This window comes from Paenibacillus chondroitinus NBRC 15376 (genome assembly GCF_004000765.1).
GTDB classification, from domain to species: Bacteria; Bacillota; Bacilli; order Paenibacillales; family NBRC-103111; genus Paenibacillus_E; species Paenibacillus_E chondroitinus.
The window spans coordinates 233,338-251,784 of the sequence record NZ_BILW01000001.1; the positions used below are offsets into that span (position 1 = coordinate 233,338).

Sequence of the window (18,447 nt, forward strand, 5' to 3'; positions counted from 1 at the left end):
GTATCAAATTGAAAGAAGAGCAGACGGTCGGCATGCTGCAGCTGCTCAGCAAAATCCGCTATGCGGTTATCGGGCGGGAAGCGGATAAAGGTCTGTTATTCAAATTGTTCATCTACTTGATTTTGCTGGATACGGCTTACATTTATTTGAAGCCAATCCTTCACATGATAGCGACCATGGTTAAAAATGCAGATGATTTGCTGGATCCAGCCGTCAACTGGTTCCCGAGGACAATCTACCTCGGGAATCTCCAGGAGGCTTGGTCGTGGATGAAATATCCCAAGGCGCTGGGCATCAGCCTAGGCCTCTCGCTCTCTGTGGCTATCTTGCAAACCTTATCGTGTGCCGTTACCGGTTATGCGTTTGCAAGGCTGAAAATCCCATTTAAACGAGTGCTGTTTTTTTTCCTGATGTTAACCTTCATTGTGCCTATGCAGGTTACGATTCTGCCCAACATTATTTATGCCAGACAGTTAGGCCTGTTGAATACGATTTATCCGATCATCGTTCCGGCCTTTTTCGGCTTGGGGTTAAAAGGAGCGCTGTTCGTCATTATTTACCGCCAATTTTTCTCCACACAGCCGAAGGAATTGGAAGAAGCAGCACGGATTGATGGGGCCGGCGTGTTTAAAATCTTCTACAAGGTTATGATGCCGTTAGCCAAACCGGCGATTCTCGTCGTTTTTCTGTTTTCCTTCATCTGGACGTGGAACGATTTCTACCTGCCGAGCATGTACTTGTCGGATATCGAAACGGCGCCTTTATCGCTCGGGATAGAGAAGATCGCTTCAGCCCTGCGTCAGCAAGCCGAGGCTTATGGGCCGTCCGTGAATGACGAGGCGATTCGCATGTCCACAACATTCTTAATGATAATCCCGCCACTGCTGCTGTATACGTTCACGCAGCGATGGTTTGTAGAAGGCGTAGAACGTACAGGTTTAGTGGAATAGAAACTTGATCAGTGACAGTTGAAACGGAGGGTAAAAAAGAGATGAAACGTCTTCTCGCATTATGTTTAGCTGGCGTGCTGGTCACCATGCTGGCGGCATGTTCGAATTCAACAACGACGGCAGGCAAGTCAGCCGGACCGGTTAAAATGCTCTATATCAAACGAGGGGAAGGGACAAATGACCCTTATGTGGTGAAACATTTTGAGAAGGTAGGCTATACCGTCATTGATATGGCGGATAACGTGTTTAAACCGGAAAATCTAAACGGTTATGGCGTTGTTTATGTCAGCCCGACTGTCAATGCTTCCAGAATCAATGATCAGCTTAAGGGCTCGAAGGTGCCTATCGTTTTTGCGAAGCCGCAAGTGGCCAGTATTTCCGCATTAACGGGACTGCTGGATTACAATGAGCTCAGCGCGGCAAAAACCGTTCAAATCAAAGACAGCAAACATCCTTTGGCTGCTGGATTTAAAGATCAAGTAACGGTTTATAAAAATGACGGTAAAATCGGTTACGCCATCCCGGGCAAAGAGGGTGTTACGATCGTAACAGCTCCCGGTGATGATAAGAAAGCGGTTGTTTTTGGCTATGAGAAGGGCGCCAAAAATATGAATAATGAGCCGGTCGCTTCCCGGCAGGTATTTTTTTATTTGAGTGCAGGGGAAGAAATGAATCAGACGGATGACGGCTATAAACTATTGGATGCGGCTGTGCAATGGGCAGCTCAAAATGGACAAAAATAAACATTCCTGACAGGGAGGAAATTCGTCTATGAAAAAGGTAAATGCAGCCCTCATGGCTTGTATGGTCTTTGCACTCTCCGCTTGCAGCTCAGTGACCAGTCATCCTGTATCGGTATCCAACCAACCGGCATCCAGCGCGGCAGCCAAGTCGCAGAGCAATGGAAAAAGTGTGCTTTTTATCGGCCAAGAAGGCGGTGGCGACGGGATTGTGATCAAACGGTTCAAGGAAAAACACGGAATGAATGTCACCGTGGTTTCCGACAAAGAAGTGACGACAGAGAAAGCCAACGGCTTCAATTTGATTTTTGTTAGCGAGTCGGTTAATTCAGGGAAAATCAAGGATAAATTCGTGGCTATTCCAGTCCCTGTCATCTACGATGAGCCGCAAATTTCCGGTGATACAGGCATGACGGATGTTGACATGAACGGCAAGCTGGAGGGGAACAATGCAGCAAAGACGATTCAAATCCGCAATGGTCAGCATGCGTTGGCAGCCGGTCTCCAAAACAATGTGGATGTCTACAAAGATAATGGAAAAATGAGTTGGGCAACGCCGGGCAAAGATGCGATTGTTGTGGCAACCGTGCCAAATGATGAGATGAAGGCGACCATTTTTGCTTACGATAAGGGCATGACGAATGTGAAAGGGCAGACGGTTGCTGCACGTGAGGTTTTCTTTTACATGATGACAGGTGAAGAAATCAATCAAACGGATGAGGGATGGAAGCTGTTTGACGCCGCTGTCCGCTGGGCGCAAGAGAGCAAATAACATGAGTTCTTGAGAGAGGCGGGGAGTTAATGAAGCAGTTGTTTTCTTACTTAATGATCATCATCCTTATGTTTGCAAGCGCTGCCTGTTCCATGCCGACGACGCAAAAAGAAGCTGGAAACGGGAAGAAAGTTCTTTTTGTCGGCACGGACAGTGCAAACGACCGAATTGTGATGAAGCATTTCAAGGAGCTTGGTTATGAGACTACGCTGATGTCAGATAAAGAGCTTACTCCGGAACAGCCGGCCAATTACGGTTTGGTCTTTGTCAGCTCATTCGCAGGCTCTCATCGTGTTGCGGATAAATTGCTCGGATCAACTGCGCCTGTCATCTATGCCAATGGCAAAATATTAGGCGAAGTGGGATTGGCCAGCAAAGATAATTCGGATTACGGAGATTATACCGGCCTGTCGATCGTGATAAAAGAGAGTAAGCACGAGCTTGCGGCCGGATTACCGGGCAGCGTGGACATTTATAAAGAAGCGGCGAAGATCAGCTTTGTTGTGCCGCAGGGAGGCGTTATTATCGCCTCAGCACCGGATAACGATAAACGTGCCGTGATTTGTACTTTTGACAAAGGTACGAAAAATATGAGCGGCCAAGTTTTGCCGGCCAAGCGCTTGTTTTTCAATTTGACAGGCGGGGAAGAAATCAACAGGACGGATAATGGATGGAAGCTTTTTGATGCAGCCGTTCACTGGGCAGTGGGTAAAGGTTGAATCGGAATGATGCAACAAACAACCTATAATGTTGGAGAACCCCCCTAATGTAAACGTAAACATTTCGTAATAAAGTGAAAGTATACAAAATTTGAAATCACGATTGGGAGGTTCATAGAGAAAATGAAAAAATTTCTCAAAGCATCTTTAGCGATCACCTCGGCATTTGTTATCCTGACAGGCTGTACGTCCGAGCCAGCTCAAAGCGATAAACAGCAGCCCGTTGCATCAGCAAACAAATCACCGGATAACGAAATATTCATTTATACCGTGTATCCAGCCTTTTATGCCAAAGAAGATATCTGGGAGAAACAAGTGGGGCAATACCTTAAGAAGAAATTTCCAGATCTTACTTTCAAACACGTGCAGTGGGATAATCCCGGCCGGCAATATAAGGATCTGATAGCAGCTGGCACAATTCCTGACATTGTGATTGATAATGCCCGAATGAACTTGCAGCGTTATATTTTGAAAAACGATTTGCAGTACGATATGACAGACTTGATCAAAAAGTATAATTTTGACACAAGCACATTAAATCCTGCGGCAATGACGCAAATGAAGAACGTAACGCCGGAAGGAAAAATTTATGGTTTGCCTTTCCAAATGAGCGATTTCGTTCTGTTCTATAACAAAGATATTTTCGATAAATTCGGTGTGGATTATCCGAAAGACGGAATGACCTATGATGAAGTTTATGAATTAGCGAAAAAGCTGACTCGTGTCGAAGGTGAAAATACGTACAAAGGGTACCAACAGCATCCTGGTTTGTACATGACTTATAATCAGCTCTCCCTTTCACCTCTCAGCTTGACGGAAGACAGGGCGGAAATGAATACACCGGGCTGGAAGAAGGAAGTCGACAATTTAAGACGTTTCTATGAGATTCCGGCTAACCAATTTACATCCGTCGATGATTTCCCGAAAGGGAAAATGGCGATGAGTGTTCACGTGACAGAGAAGATCGTTCAGTGGTATGAGCAAAATAAAAACTTGAACTTTGATATCGCTGCAATGCCATCCTTCTCAGATGCGCCGGGCGTCAAAGCTCAGCCAAATCTATACTCGGCATACATTACCAAACAGTCGACCAAAAAAGATCAAGCTTTCCAAGTAATCCAGTACCTGCTTTCTGAAGAGATGCAAATCAATTTCGCGAAAGAAGGCATCATCGGACCGCTGCAAACGCAGAAAGTACAAGAAGCTTTCGGTAAAAACTTGCCGCAAATGCAAGGGAAACATACGCAAGCTATCTTCTACGGTAAAAATGCCATGCCGCCAGCGGCTCGCGCTTCAGGTTTAACTTACATTGACGTGCCGGTACACGGTGTGTTCCAGCCTCTGATCTTCGGAGAATCCAAGGACTCCGTAACCGCACTGCGCATGATTGAAGAATCTGCAACAAAAGCGATTCAGACTGAGAAAGCCGCCCAATAATGCAGCATAGGGCCTTCATTCCAATTTGAAAAAGGGGTGACCCATTTCATGAAACGTTTATTATTGCTCCTCATCGCTGTGTTTATGACTATCGCGATGAGCGCCTGTTCATCCTCAGAGAAAGCAGCTGATCCGGGCGTATCGACAACACCTGCGTCAACGGTTACAGCGACAGCAACGGCAACACCATCGGCGACTCCAACTGCTACGGCGAAGGCTTCTGAGTCTCCCGCAGCTTCGTCAACACCTGCAGCTTCAGTAACGCCTGCTGCAACCGTGGAAGCAACAAAAGCGGCAAGCCCTACGGCTGATGCAGCGAAGGCGCCGGCTGCGGCTTCCACAGCGAAGGCAAGTGAAGCACCTGCCCAGGCACCGGCTGCGCCAACGCCGGCTGCGAGCCAACCAGAGGCAGCTCAGAAAGCGGAGGTTTCTCCGCAAGGGAAGAAAGTGCTTCTTGTCGGCAGGGATTCCGAGCCGCTTCCCGCTGAAGACGTTGCGATTGCAAGCCGTTTGAAAGGGATGGGATTTAGCGTAACCCATCTTGCAGATCGTGAGCTTACTGCTGATGCGACGAAAGGGTTCGATTTAATCTACATCAGCCAAACGACGAATTCAAAATTTCTGAAAACAGGTGTGATGAAAGAAGTTGCCATTCCAACGGTGTATGTGAAAAGCCATGGGATGTTCTATCTCGGACTCTCCTCCCAAGAGGAAGGCACGACGGTCAAGAAGCTGAAATCAATTGATATCGTCGATAGTAAATCTAAGATTGCCGGCGGCTTATCAGGAACGGTAGAAGTTTACACGGAAACCGGCGATAATTTCGGCGTCAGTTATGGGCTTCCAGGCAAGGAAGCGAAAGTGATCGCTACGGTTCCCGGCGATAAAACGAAGGCTGCTCTTTATTACTATGATAAAGGCGCGAAAGGCGATAACGGTTATGAAGTGAAAGCGCGATTATCCTACTACTATTGGAGTAACGGCATGCAGGATACTTCTACGGATGCGGGCTGGAAGCTTTGGGATAACATTGTCTTGTGGACGTTGCAGAATGGATAACTAATTCTTACGGTTCGTGAAGGAGGTAATCGTCGTAATGAAACGAGTACAAATAAGTCTGGCTCTTGCGCTTACCCTTGCGCTGGCGGCTGGATGTACGAACGAGGCAGCTCCAAGTGCCAAACCGGGTGGAACGGATGAGAAAACCTCACCGCAAGCCCAATCGTCACCAGATAACGAATTGTTTATTTATACCGTATGGCCGGCTTATTATGTCAAAGAGGAAATTTTTCAGAAACAAGTCGGAGACTTTATTAAGAAGAAATTTCCGAATGTCACGATCAAACACGTAGCTTGGGACAATCCAGGCAGACAGTACAAGGACTTGATCGCAGCCGGGACGATTCCTGATATTATCATGGACGACACTCGGATGAACGTTCAAAGGTATTTGATCGATAATGACCTTCAATATGATATTAGCGATCTGATCAAAAAGTATAACTTCGATACGAGCAAATTGAATCCGGCTTATATGGCGCAAATCAAAAATTTAACCCCGGATGGAAAAATATACGGGCTTCCGTTCTATAACAACGATTTTGCTTTATTTTACAACAAAGATATCTTCGATAAATTCGGTGTTGATTACCCGAAAGATGGCATGACATACGATGAGATCTACGAGTTGGCGAAAAAGCTGACGCGCGTTGAAGGTGACGTTACGTACAAAGGTTTCTCCCAAAACCCGGGCCATTATTTAAATTATAATCAATTGTCCCTGTCCCCGTTAAGCAAAACTGAGGATAAAGGTGATATGAGCGATCCCAATTGGAAGAAGCTGGTAGACAACATGAGGAGATTCTACGACATTCCAGCCAACCAGTTTGATACGGTGGAAACGTTTGCCTCCAAGCCAAGTATCGCTATGGCCGTCGCAACGGTGAGTGATCATTTAGTCAAGTTTTATGAGGAAAACAAAAACTTGAATTTCGACATTGCTTCTGTTCCGTCTTTAAGTGATGCCCCTAACACCAAATATCAGCCGAATGTGTACTCGATGTACATCACGAAGCAATCGAAGAAAAAAGATCTTGCCTTCCAGGTCATGGATGCACTGCTTTCGGAAGAGCATCAAATTGAGCTTGCCAAAGAAGGCGTCATCGGTCCGCTCCAGACGGATGCGGTCAAAGCAGCCTTCGGGAAAAACTTGCCTCAAATGCAGGGTAAGCACGTAGAATCCATTTTTAGCAGTCAAAATGCGATGCCTCCTGCTGCACGTAATTCTGGTTTAGTTTGGTATGACGTGCCTGTTCAAGGCGTATTCCAACCGCTTATTTTTAAGGAGTCCAAAGATTCCGTAACAGCGCTCAGGATGGTTCAGGAACAAGCTACGAAAGCCATTGAGACCGCAAAAGCAGCTAAAAGTGAAATTAATAAGGCTGCAAGCACGACCAAATAACCGTTTACCAACCATGCTAACATACATGACAAATCAAATTTAGAAAGGTGAGTTCACGTGAAAAAATTTGTATTCTCGCTACTGTCTATCCTTCTCATGTCACTAACTGTCCTTCCGTTTGCTTTCGCAGCAGACACGGATACACCAGCCGCAGCGGTTAAAAGTGTTGACGACTTCAAAGATTTGAAAAACTTACCCCAAGCAGACAAGGATAAGTTTGATTCACTGATTCAAGACGGCGTATTTAATGGGTTGACGGAAGATACGTTCGGACTGGACGCTCGGATGAACCGGGCACAGTTTGCAAAAGTGGCTGCCATTATTTTTAACCTTGAAGTTGACGATACGCTGACGGTTTCTTCTTTTACTGACGTCAGAAGCGACGATCCGGCCAATTCTTATGCGCTTCCTTATATTGAAGCATTGAAGAAGGCGGGACTTACCAATGGTTACGATGCAGAAGGCAAAACGTACAAACCGGCCGGCGACGTTTCCCGTCAAGAGCTGGCAGCTTTCCTGATTCGTGGTTTAGGTCTGGATGATGAGGCAGCCTCAGCTACGCCGGTTGATGATTCTACGGTAGATGACTGGGCCAAAGGTTATGTTTCACTTGCACTAGAGAAAAACTTGCTAGCAAATCAATCGGCGGGTAAATTTAGCGGTAAAACATCTGCTACACGTAAAATGCTGGCTCTTGCCAGCTTTGCAGCCAAACAAATTCTTTCCGGTAGTGAGCCGGAACAAACAGAAGAGCCAGAAGTTAAGCCGGAGACTGGCAAAGATCCTGCAGCGCCAGCTGGCGAAATTTCCGCACAAGGCAAAAAACTGCTTTTCATCACACGTCAAAGCTCACAAATGACACAACTGAAAGATAACCCGGATGATGAGAAAATTATTGGCCGCTTGAAAGATCTTGGTTTCAGAGTAACATGGGTGAACTGTGATAAATTTACGGCAGATAAAGCAGATGGATATGATTTGGTTTTCGTCAGCAACACGCTGAACTCCAAATATCTTCGTTCCGGCATTATGAAAGATATTGCGATCCCAACAGTTTACTTGAAAAATCACGGCATGTACTATCTGGGTCTTTCCTCTCAAGAGGAGAACACCAACGAATATAATATCAAATCTACAACGATTGCTGAGCCAAAAGATAAAGCTGCGGCAGGACTTTCCGGTGAAGTAGATCTTCTATTAACGACAGATCCAAAAACAGCTATGGCTTATGGCCTTCCAGGCAAGGACGCTACGGTTATTGCGACAGTTCCAGGAAAACCGAAAGAAGCAACTATTTTCTACTATAACAAAGGAACGCACTCCGATAGCGGCTATGAGGTGCAAGCGCGTCTCTCCTTCTTCTCCTTTGCCGGTAATTACGATAACGCTACTGAAGATAGTTGGAAGCTTTTGGACGCACTTGTTTTGTGGACACTGCAAAACGGCTAATAGCTTTGCATCAACATGTCGAACTCCAGTTTTCGAACTGGAGTTTTTTCTCTAGCCAAATCCGCACATACAGGAGCGTGAGTGGTCATGAATGTCCTTCAACAAGCAAGCTCTGCACATCTGGTTCAAGCGGAAGGTGTCACTCGCATATTTGGGCGCGGCTCGGCGGCTGTTCATGCATTAAGAGGAGCGAGCTTAAGTATTCCTTCTAAGCAGCTCATTGCACTCAGAGGCCGTTCGGGCTCTGGCAAAACCACATTAATCAATATTTTGGGTGCGCTGGATAGACCAACAGAGGGACGGGTGTTCTTTAACGGCAATGAAATCAGCGGTTATTCCGAAAGCAAACGTAACGCCCTCCGGCGAAAGGATATGGGGCTTATTTTTCAATCATTTGGCCTTGTTCCGTTAATGACCGCGTATGAGAATGTAGAGTTTGGCTTGCGTATTGCCGGCGTAAAGTCAGTGAATTTTAAGGAGTATACCGAGAGTGCACTAGAATATGTAGGGCTTAAGGCGAGGATGAAGCATAGGCCGTTTGAAATGTCTGGGGGAGAGCAGCAGCGGGTGGCGATTGCAAGAGCGATTGCCCACAAACCGACGTTAATTCTTGCAGATGAACCGACGGCTGAATTAGACAGCAAGATGGGGGCGCAAGTGATGCGGGTATTCAAAGATTTGGTGCAGCATGAGGGCATGACCATTATCCTCACGACGCATGATCCCGCCATTATGAGTTATGCCGATCATGTTTACGCATTGGAGGATGGACAAATTGTCGATGCGACTTAAACGCGCAGTTATGCCGGTTATTGGCCTATGCTGCATGGCGTGGGTGCTGGCGGGGTGCGCGCTTTTGCCCGTTGAGGAAGGTGAGCTGAAACCGCCGCTTGTCGAGCCCGCTAAGGAAATCTTAAACCTGTACACGGTCAAACGCAGCAATATTGCTCAACAAATTACGGGTGTTGCGACATTTGCTTCCGATAAAATGGACTATTTATTTTACTCGGAGTCCGGCGGACGTTTGAAGCAAATCAACGTGAAACTGGGGGATCAGGTAAAAGCCGGGGACGTACTGGCAACAACAGAAACGTCCGATTTGGATATGAGAGTGAAGCTCCAGCAAATCGCCATTGAGAAGTTGAAAATTTCACTTCAGCAAGCCATGGCGGAGAAAGATGGCGATGATCCCGATATTCGGATGAAGCTGCTCGATATGGAGAGCGCCCAGCTGCAACTGGAATCGCTGCAGAATCAACTCCAGAATACAAGGCTGACGTCTACCATTGACGGAGTTGTTACGTTTATCGATACACTTCAGCCAGGGGACCAAGTCGTTGCTTACAAACAGGTCATCACGCTTTCCGATCAGAAACAGATGAAGCTCGTTTATACGGCTTCAAGCAGCAATGATCTGGGTGGAGTCGAAGTCGGCATGGATGTAACGGTGAAAATCAAAGATAAAACCTATCCGGGGAAGGTTGTTCAAACGCCTCTCTCCGCGCCGCCAAACAGTAATAAAGCGATTCAGGATAAAAATGCGAAAGCCATCTACATTCAGGTGACAGGTTTGCCACCGGATGTTGTGATTGGCAATCAGGCGGATATCACGATTGTGACCCAGAAGCGCGATCAAGTGATGGTAATCCCAAGAGCCGGACTGCGCAACTACATGGGTCGGGATTTCGTCCAGGTGCTCGATGGTGAAAGCCGCAAAGAAATTGATGTGGAAAAGGGTATCGTTGCGGCGACAGAAGTGGAAATTCGCAAAGGGTTAAGTGAAGGGCAGCAGATTATCCTGAACAACTAGGAGGCTAAGACGTTGGCGTTATTTATCATGATCTTGCGCAAAATGATCAATAATAAATGGCTAGAGCTTAGCTTGTTGTTCGGGCTTGTGCTGTCCGTCGCATTGGCGAGCAGCATGCCGATTTATACGAGTGCCATTTTGCAACGGCTGCTCATTCAAGAAATGCAGCAGCTGCAGCTGGGCAGCAATCAATATCCGGGCATTTATTGGCTGTCAGCCTCTTTTTCCGCGCAAGAAAAACAAGCGAAGCATGTCACGATAGCAGAAACCGAGCAGTTTCTTAAGGGAAAAGAAGGGCGATTCGGCATCCCGGTGCAGTCCTTCGTGCGTGAAAGGGCAACACAGCGTTACAATTTAACACCCGCTGAGCCGGATAAAATCGATGTTAATGTGCAAAGATCAGCCGATATTTCCGCAATCGATGGCATGGAGAGCCACATCAGACTTGTAGATGGGCGGCTTCCGGCGAATGAGCCGGTTAACGGTGTGTATGAAGCCCTTGTTGCTCCAGAGGCATTAACTGAGCTCGGGATGGTGCTGAACACCGTTTTCATTATCAAAGATGCGGGTTTGCAGGAGCCGATCTCCATTAAACCTGTCGGCGTGTTCGACCGCAAAGACTACACCGATATTTTTTGGTACAACAATACGAGCAGTTATAAAAACAGCTTTCTTATCGATTTTCAATTGTTCGAGAAAGCGTTTACGGTGGATGGCAAGTTAAATGTTCAATCCAGCTATTGGTATTTTGCGCTTGATTACAAGCTGTTGACTTTGGCCTCCGCCGACGGATTTCTGTACAACGATGAAGCGATCAATACCTACATGGATGCTCATTATGAAAACCATAATAAAAACGTGCCAGCGCTCCAAACACTCACTAACTATTATGTAAAAGAAGCGAATTTGCGGAAAATGTTATGGTCACTTAATGTGCCTGTTATGCTGATGCTCGCTTTTTACTTATACATGGTGGCTAACCTCATCACGGAAAGGCAAAAAACAGAGATCGCCGTGCTGCGCAGCCGGGGAGCCAGCCGCTGGCAAATTGTGCTTAGTTACGCCGTTGAAGGCGTAGTGCTTGGGGCGATTGCCTATGGGGTAGGGCCGTATATTGGCGAATCGATTACAAGCTTATTAGGTGCTTCTAATGGATTTCTTGAATTTGTCCAACGCGCAAAGCTGGAAACTGCGCTTAATCAGGATGCTTTTCTCTATGCGTTGATCGCAATTTCAGCATCGCTTGTCATGACGATTATTCCCGTTATCCTTGCCACAAGAGTCACCATTGTCGGCCACAAGCAGCAATCAGCGAGACTGCAGAAACAGTCTTTTTGGCATAAATTTTTTCTCGATATCGCGATCATCGGTATTTCGTTATACGGATTGCAGAATTACAAAACGAGGGTCAAAGATATCCTTTCACTCGGTTTGAAATCAGGTGATTTGCGAGTAGATCCCCTGTTGTTTCTCATTCCCGCGATGTTTATTTTCGGACTCGGATTGCTCGTGCTTCGTTTATATCCCTTATTCATGAAGCTTCTGTACAGAATCGGGAAACGCTGGTGGCCGCCAACTGTGTACACGACTTTAATCCAGGTGAGCCGTTCGATTATTCAGTATCAATTTATTATGGTGTTTCTCATCATTACGATTGCTACCGGACTGTTCAGCGCAAGCGCTACGCGTACCATCAATCAGAACACGACGGATAAAATCCGGTATTCCGCCGGTTCCGATATCGTCATGCAGATTCATTGGGAAAACGATGCGCCACCGGCTATCTTATTTGGCGCAGAGGAATCGAGCGATGACAGTTCGTCTGAGGAGGCTTCATCGAATGATGCTGCAGTAACTCCACCGCCTAAGGTTCAATATAGCGAGCCGTCTTTTTTACCGTTTACTCAGCTGCCAGGCGTGGAACATGCAACTAAGGTGTTTGTCAAAAACGATGCATCCTTCACCAAAGGTAAAACGAACGCCAAAGTTGAGCTGATGGGCATAGACACCAAAGCCTTCGGCGAGACGGCGTGGTTGAGAGATCATTTGCTGGATCATCATATATACGAGTATTTAAATTTAATTGCCAAAAATCCTTCTGCTGTTCTGATATCAAAGTCGGTGGCGGAAGAATACGGCGTCCAAGTAGGAGATACCCTGTCGGTCGGTTGGGGAAACCTCGAACCTGCTTCCGTGACCGTCTTCGGGATCATTAATTATTGGCCTTCCTGGAATCCTAATCCGGGAGCGGGTGATACGATTTCGGTTACCACGAAGCAAGGGACGACCACGAAGGTAAAGAAACCGATGCTAATCGTCGGTCACCTCACGTACATTCAGAATAACATCGGAATTGAGCCTTATGAGGTTTGGATGAAACTGAAACCGGAAGCAAGCAGTCAAGCCGTGTATCAGGCTGTGATCAAACACGGGTATGATATCGAATCGTTGACCGACGCCAAACAAGCGCAGATCATAGCTGTCAAAGATCCTTTTCAACTCGCGATTAATGGTGTTATGACGTTAGGATTTATCATTTCGGTTGTCGTTTGCTTTTTCGGTTTCCTGCTCTACTGGGTGTTGTCGTTATCCGCTCGGACCCTGCAGTTCGGGATTTTCAGGGCGATGGGCGTTTCCGTCGCTCAACTGATTGGCATGCTGATCGGTGAACAAGTGATGGTATCGGGCGCAGCGATTCTTATTGGGATGATGACGGGCAATATCGCCAGTCATTTGTTTGTTCCCTTATTCGAGTTATCGTTCGATCCCAGCACACAAGTGCCTCCGTTTCAAGTTACGTTCGATCCGCGCGACCATGAGCGGCTGTACGCGATCGTTACCGCCATGATTACAATTGGGCTTGTGGTGCTCGGACATATCGTCTCGCGAATCCGGATACATCAGGCCGTGAAGCTTGGGGAGGATTAAGATGATCCATTGCGATAATCTGGTTAAAATCTACAAAATTGCCGATTTGGAAGTCGTGGCGCTGCAAGGCTTGGATCTGCATGTGGAAGCTGGCGAGCTGATGGCTATTATCGGCAATAGCGGAAGCGGCAAATCGACGCTGCTCAATATGCTTGGAGGACTTGATCGTCCTTCGGCCGGGCGTTTGATCGTAGACGGCAAGGATCTGCTCAGCATCCGCGAAAAAGACCTCGTCAAATATAAGCGCGAATCCGTCGGCTTTGTCTGGCAGAACAATGCGCGCAACTTAATCCCTTATTTGACCGCTCAGGAAAATGTGGAATTGCCCATTCTGCTGCAGGGCAAACGGAAACGGGAGCGCGCGCTTGAGCTGCTGGAAGCCGTCGGGCTTAGCCACAGAAGGAATAACAAGTTGAACCAGTTATCCGGTGGAGAGCAGCAGCGCGTGGCGATTGCGATTGCCCTTGCCAATCATCCGAAGCTGCTGCTTGCCGATGAACCTACGGGCTCGGTCGATACGCGCATGGCGAACCAAATCCTTGATTTGTTCCGGCAGCTTTCCCGGGAACTGGGGCTCACGATCGTGATTGTGACACATGATCCCATGCTCGCCAAGAAGGTGGATCGTGTGGTTGCGATCCGGGACGGACGAACGTCGTCAGAAATTTTACGGCGTAAGTCGTATGAGCAAGAAATGCAGGATTTAGAAGAAGGCATTGAAGAGGAAGAAGAGGAGTCTCACGACGAATATGCGGTGCTTGACCAAGCCGGTCGGCTGCAAATTCCTGCGAGCTACTTGGAATCCATCGGCATGAAAGAAACGAACAAAGTGAAGGTTACGGTGGAGGACGGCAAAATTGTGCTCATACCTCCTATCAAAGTATAACGAAGGAGCAATTGTCGATGATTAGTCAGCAAACGAAACAAATACCGGATACCCTGCTGCTGGAGGAGCGGGCAGGGCACGTGCTTAGCGCCATTATCGGGATGGCGGATGAGGATTTCGGATATATTCCTTTTTTTGCCGCGAATTTGATGGAGAAGCCGGCGTTTTTGACCCATGGGGATTGGGATTACGGCTCCAGCCATGGCCGCTTGGTGGATGCTCTTATTTTGGCCAGACATATGACAGGAGACGAGCGGGGGCGGGACATTGAGGAGCGTTACCGAGCTAACTTCCTCAGCTTTTTTAAAGAGGATGGTCTCAGCTACCGGCAAATCAATCCGAAGGCACCTTGGGAAACGAACGCAAACTTGATTGACCAGCGGGCTGTCATTCTTGCATTGACTTCCTGGTTTATGTCAACAGGCGACCGCAAAATCAAGCATGTGGCTGATAAACATGTGGCTGCGCTCAAACGTATCGCGATTAAGGAGAAAGACGTGTGGTACTATCCGGCTTCCGAGTACACCGTCAATGGCTGGCCGTCCACGAACGCGATCCAGCTTCGATTGGCCCCGGATCCGGCGGCATTCTGCGGACGTTTGGTCATGCCGCTGCTCAAATATTATGAGCTGACAGGAAATATGGATGCATTCGAGCTGTGTCAATTTTTCTCGGCGCTTATCGTTCATCGCAGCGGTGTGTTTAATCCGGATGGCAGCTTTAACGATTCGCTTGCTTACCGCAGCGGCCACTTCCATACCCGTATTGGTACACTTGATGCGCTCGCGCGTTTCGCTTTGCATACACAGGATGCTTCAATCATCCATTTCGTCAAGAAGAGCTATGACTGGGCGTTAACTCGCTCCACAACGTTTGGCTGGACGCCTGGCGATATGCACGAACAAGCTTTTGAGCATGAAACTTGCTCGCTCGTTGACTTGATTTCTACAGGAATTACGCTGGCTAGAGTCGGATATGTGGAGTACTGGGGCATCGTAGAACGCTTCATGCGCAACCACTTAACCGAGTCGCAGCTGCTGAATCTGGATTGGGTTGTGGGAGCTGACAGCAAAGCCAATGATGATGTTGGGATGAAATCTTTCTTCAACGTGGCGGAACGTACGCGTGGCGCATTCGCCGGTTACTCCGCTCCAAACGATTTCTGCTGTAATGTCAGCGGAGGCAGAGGGCATACCAGCGATTTGCAAACCTGCTGTATCGGCTCGGGGACGCGCGGTTTATTTATGGGCTGGAGCAATACGATTACGGAGCATAACGGGACGATTAGCGTAAATTTTCTGTTGAACCGGGGCTCACGTTGGCTTGATGTCTCCAGTCATTTGCCTCACGAAGGCAAGGTGGAACTGGAAATTCATCGCAGTGTGCCAAGATTGCTGGTTCGCATCCCTGAATGGGCAGGCTACGCGAAGGTGGAAGTCTACCGTGAACTTGGCGATAGCGTACGGACACAATCCGGCAGCGAACCAAGCATGTGGGTGAACCAACGCTTCCTCGCGCTCGGCCCGGTTCAGGCAGGAGAGAAGATTACGCTAACCTTCCCGCTTAGTGAACGCCAAACCATAGAGAAGGCGGTAGGACAGGAGTTTATCACGCGTTGGCGCGGGGATGATGTCATTCATTTGAGTCCGGCAGGGACGCATCACCCCTTTTATAACAACCGGAAAATATTCGAGAAAGCACCTCTCCGTTCAGGCCAGTATCGCCGATTACAGGAAGAATTTTATTGGTAAAAAGGAGGGGCAAATGAGTACATATTGGGCTGGCCCCTTACTCAAAGAGGGATTCTCCATCATTCGGTTAACCGACGAAGAAAGCCGTTCCTCCGCGGAGCTGATCCCGGCAATCGGCAATAATCTTTATCGTTTCACGTGCGATGGGGTTGAAGTTCTCATGCCGCCTGCGAGCTTAAGCTCGTTATGGCATGAACCCAATGAGGTGTTTAAATACGGGACACCACTATTATCTCCGCCGAACAGGGTTCTTAACGGTCGTTTTTTATTCAAAGGTCGTGAATATAAGCTGCCTCTGAACGAGCCTCCTGATCATCATTTGCATGGTGAAATATGTTCAAAGGCATGGAAAGTGGTTGGCTACGGCGCTTCCGAAGAGGAAGGGGCTTGGGTCACCAGCCAATTTCGTTACGCTGATCATCCTGAGATTATGGCCTATTTTCCTCATATGCTGGTCTTTACAATGACATATCGGCTGAAGGCTGGCCGACTTTATCTGGAAGGGGGGATTGAAAATAAAGGCGTGGAGGAAGCCCCGTTCGCTTTTGGGCTGCACCCTTACTTTGCAGTACCGTTTGGGGACGGTGAAGAAATTTCACTTTGTGTACCTGCGGCTGCGGAATGGCCCGTTACGAACCAGGCATTCGTCATCGGCACGCCGGAGGAATCGGCATTCAGCCGAAAGCTTCGGCAAGGTGCTTCTATCGAGAACTACCCGCTGCTTGGCTGTTCTCTGATAACCATGAGTCAGGATGGGGATCGAACATGCCGGATTGAAATGAAAAATCGGAACTATACGATTGCTTACCGGTTCGATCAAACCTTTCCTAATGTGGTCTTATTTCGACCAGATTGGGCATCAGCTTATTCTCTGGAGCCTTACACCTATGTTACGGATGCCTTTAATCTACCTTACGAACACGAACTGACAGGAGCCCGGGGCATACGGGCAGGTGAACAAGTCCGATTCACGACAGGGATGTGGATTGAAAAATAAGGAGGCGTCGCGTTTGGTTAACTTAGACTTGAGTATCAAGCCGAAATGGCCGGCACGCAAAGATTTCCGTATCGGCTGCATCGGTTCCGGGTTCATTATGCGAGACTGCCATCTTATCGCTTATCGCGATGCCGGTTTCAATCCGGTGGCGATCGCATCGAGAACCTACGATAACGCCAAAGCCGTTGCAGAACTGCGGAACATTAAAACTGTGCACAGGACGTGGGAGGAGCTCGTTCAAGATGAGCAAATCGAGATTCTGGATATTGCTTTTCCTCCTGACCGGCAGCTTGACGTTGTTCGTCTCGCAGTGAAGATGAAGCATATCAAGGGAATTTTGTGTCAAAAACCGTTGGCGATGAACTCTAAAGAAGCGAAGGAAATCGTGGACTTGTGCGAGAATGCAGGGATCAAAATCACCGTCAATTCCAACATGAGGTATGACCAATCGATGCGTGCCCTCAAGACTATACTTGACCGGGGATATCTGGGGCAGCCTGTGTTAGCATCAATAGACATGCGTGCGATTCCGCATTGGCAGGATTTTCTGCATAAGTATGAAAACCTTGAGATTTTGAATATGGGCATTCATCATATTGATGTGTTCAGGTATTTGTTCGGCGATCCGGAGAGAGTTACAGCCGTTACACGCCGCGATCCTAGAACCAAATTTCCGCATATAGACGGGATATCGCAATATACGTTCCAGTATGCGAACGAGTTAATGGCAACCAGTCTCGATGACGTTTGGGCATGGCCGGGGGAAGGCACCGAGAAGGACATTTATATCAAATGGCGGGTTGAGGGACTGGACGGCATGGCACAGGGCACGATCGGGTGGCCGAGGTATCCGGAGAAAGAAACGTGAACAAAACCTGTTCGGCCTGCAGACTTTGCTGAAATTTGCCCGCGATTTGGGAACGCCGTACGTGATCAGTGAGACGGGAACTTATAACACGGAAAGCGACTGGGTGTGGGACCCGAAAAATGGCTCGGAAAAAGCCTACGAAGAGACGTGCCGCCAAATCGAATCCTTAGCCAAGTTTGCCTATGACCATGGATCGGTATTCCTTGTGGAAAACTACGTAAATAACGTAATCGGTTCCGTTGACGCGCTGACTCGTTTATTCTCCGATGTGAATCATCCAGGTCTTGGCCTGCTGATGGACCCGACGAACTATTTCACGGACAGCAACATTGGCCACGTCGACGAGACGCTGAACCGCATTTTCCATACGCTCGGAGATAAAATAAAAATTGCCCATGCCAAGGACTGTAAGCCTGCTGAAGATTTGTCGGAGAAGCATGCAACAATCGACGCCGTCGAATCACACACCTTCCGTGGTGCAGGCGCTGTTGAGCTTCCAGCTCCTGGACTGGGAATTCTGAATTATGACTTATATTTGCAAAAGCTGTCTAAGCTTCACCCGAATATTCCCATTATTATTGAGCATCTGGATGAGCAGGATATCCCGCGCGCCAAAAAGTTCCTTGACGACAAGCTGAAAGCAATTGGCGGTTAACAGGTAAAGGATGAGGGAGTGAAT

At 47.8% G+C, this 18,447-nt stretch carries 16 protein-coding genes; all 16 read left to right on the plus strand.

The genetic code is table 11. The features are described from left to right. Positions 1 to 32: 32 nt before the first annotated feature. The 16 genes from PCH02S_RS00935 to PCH02S_RS01010 all read left to right on the plus strand — a co-directional run bounded on the left by PCH02S_RS00935 (position 33) and on the right by PCH02S_RS01010 (position 18,423). Positions 33 to 950, plus strand: coding sequence for a carbohydrate ABC transporter permease (locus PCH02S_RS00935; RefSeq protein ID WP_379171146.1), 918 nt, complete (start codon positions 33 to 35; stop codon positions 948 to 950). 41 nt (positions 951 to 991) lie between these two features. Then, positions 992 to 1,693 (plus strand): hypothetical protein, encoded by a 702-nt coding sequence (locus PCH02S_RS00940; RefSeq protein ID WP_127449174.1) that lies wholly within the window; start codon positions 992 to 994, stop codon positions 1,691 to 1,693. Positions 1,694 to 1,721: 28 nt separating this feature from the next. After that, complete coding sequence (locus tag PCH02S_RS00945; RefSeq protein ID WP_127449176.1) at positions 1,722 to 2,462, plus strand: hypothetical protein; 741 nt, start codon at positions 1,722 to 1,724, stop codon at positions 2,460 to 2,462. 29 nt (positions 2,463 to 2,491) lie between these two features. Next, entirely contained in the window at positions 2,492 to 3,181 is a 690-nt protein-coding gene (locus tag PCH02S_RS00950; RefSeq protein WP_127449177.1) for a hypothetical protein, read from the plus strand. 123 nt (positions 3,182 to 3,304) lie between these two features. After that, positions 3,305 to 4,618 (plus strand): ABC transporter substrate-binding protein, encoded by a 1,314-nt coding sequence (locus PCH02S_RS00955; RefSeq protein WP_127449179.1) that lies wholly within the window; start codon positions 3,305 to 3,307, stop codon positions 4,616 to 4,618. Between the two features lie 48 nt (positions 4,619 to 4,666). Further along, the gene (locus PCH02S_RS00960) at positions 4,667 to 5,677 is read left to right on the plus strand and encodes a hypothetical protein (protein WP_127449180.1); all 1,011 of its coding nucleotides are present in this window, start codon (positions 4,667 to 4,669) and stop codon (positions 5,675 to 5,677) included. A gap of 37 nt (positions 5,678 to 5,714) precedes the next feature. Next, the gene (locus PCH02S_RS00965) at positions 5,715 to 7,079 is read left to right on the plus strand and encodes an ABC transporter substrate-binding protein (protein WP_127449182.1); all 1,365 of its coding nucleotides are present in this window, start codon (positions 5,715 to 5,717) and stop codon (positions 7,077 to 7,079) included. A gap of 57 nt (positions 7,080 to 7,136) precedes the next feature. Further along, positions 7,137 to 8,528 carry an S-layer homology domain-containing protein gene (locus PCH02S_RS00970; RefSeq protein WP_127449184.1) on the plus strand — a complete coding sequence of 464 codons (1,392 nt, stop codon included), beginning with the start codon at positions 7,137 to 7,139 and terminating at the stop codon, positions 8,526 to 8,528. An 87-nt stretch (positions 8,529 to 8,615) separates the two neighbouring features. Next, complete coding sequence (locus PCH02S_RS00975) at positions 8,616 to 9,320, plus strand: ABC transporter ATP-binding protein (protein ID WP_127449185.1); 705 nt, start codon at positions 8,616 to 8,618, stop codon at positions 9,318 to 9,320. Next, complete coding sequence (locus PCH02S_RS00980) at positions 9,310 to 10,338, plus strand: efflux RND transporter periplasmic adaptor subunit (protein WP_127449732.1); 1,029 nt, start codon at positions 9,310 to 9,312, stop codon at positions 10,336 to 10,338. The genes PCH02S_RS00975 and PCH02S_RS00980 overlap by 11 nt, the downstream gene beginning before the upstream one ends. Positions 10,339 to 10,350: 12 nt before the next feature. Next, a complete protein-coding gene (locus tag PCH02S_RS00985) occupies positions 10,351 to 13,266 on the plus strand; it encodes an ABC transporter permease (RefSeq protein WP_127449187.1) in 2,916 nt (971 codons plus the stop codon). Between the two features lies 1 nt (position 13,267). After that, entirely contained in the window at positions 13,268 to 14,152 is an 885-nt protein-coding gene (locus PCH02S_RS00990; RefSeq protein WP_127449189.1) for an ABC transporter ATP-binding protein, read from the plus strand. Between the two features lie 17 nt (positions 14,153 to 14,169). Next, the gene (locus PCH02S_RS00995) at positions 14,170 to 15,903 is read left to right on the plus strand and encodes a glycoside hydrolase family protein (RefSeq protein WP_127449190.1); all 1,734 of its coding nucleotides are present in this window, start codon (positions 14,170 to 14,172) and stop codon (positions 15,901 to 15,903) included. 13 nt (positions 15,904 to 15,916) lie between these two features. Further along, on the plus strand, positions 15,917 to 16,900 hold the full coding sequence (locus PCH02S_RS01000) for an aldose 1-epimerase (protein ID WP_127449192.1): 984 nt from the start codon (positions 15,917 to 15,919) through the stop codon (positions 16,898 to 16,900). A 13-nt stretch (positions 16,901 to 16,913) separates the two neighbouring features. Then, positions 16,914 to 17,768, plus strand: coding sequence for a Gfo/Idh/MocA family protein (locus tag PCH02S_RS01005; protein WP_246068896.1), 855 nt, complete (start codon positions 16,914 to 16,916; stop codon positions 17,766 to 17,768). A 46-nt stretch (positions 17,769 to 17,814) separates the two neighbouring features. Next, the gene (locus tag PCH02S_RS01010; RefSeq protein WP_246068922.1) at positions 17,815 to 18,423 is read left to right on the plus strand and encodes a sugar phosphate isomerase/epimerase family protein; all 609 of its coding nucleotides are present in this window, start codon (positions 17,815 to 17,817) and stop codon (positions 18,421 to 18,423) included. The last annotated feature ends 24 nt before the right edge of the window (positions 18,424 to 18,447 follow it).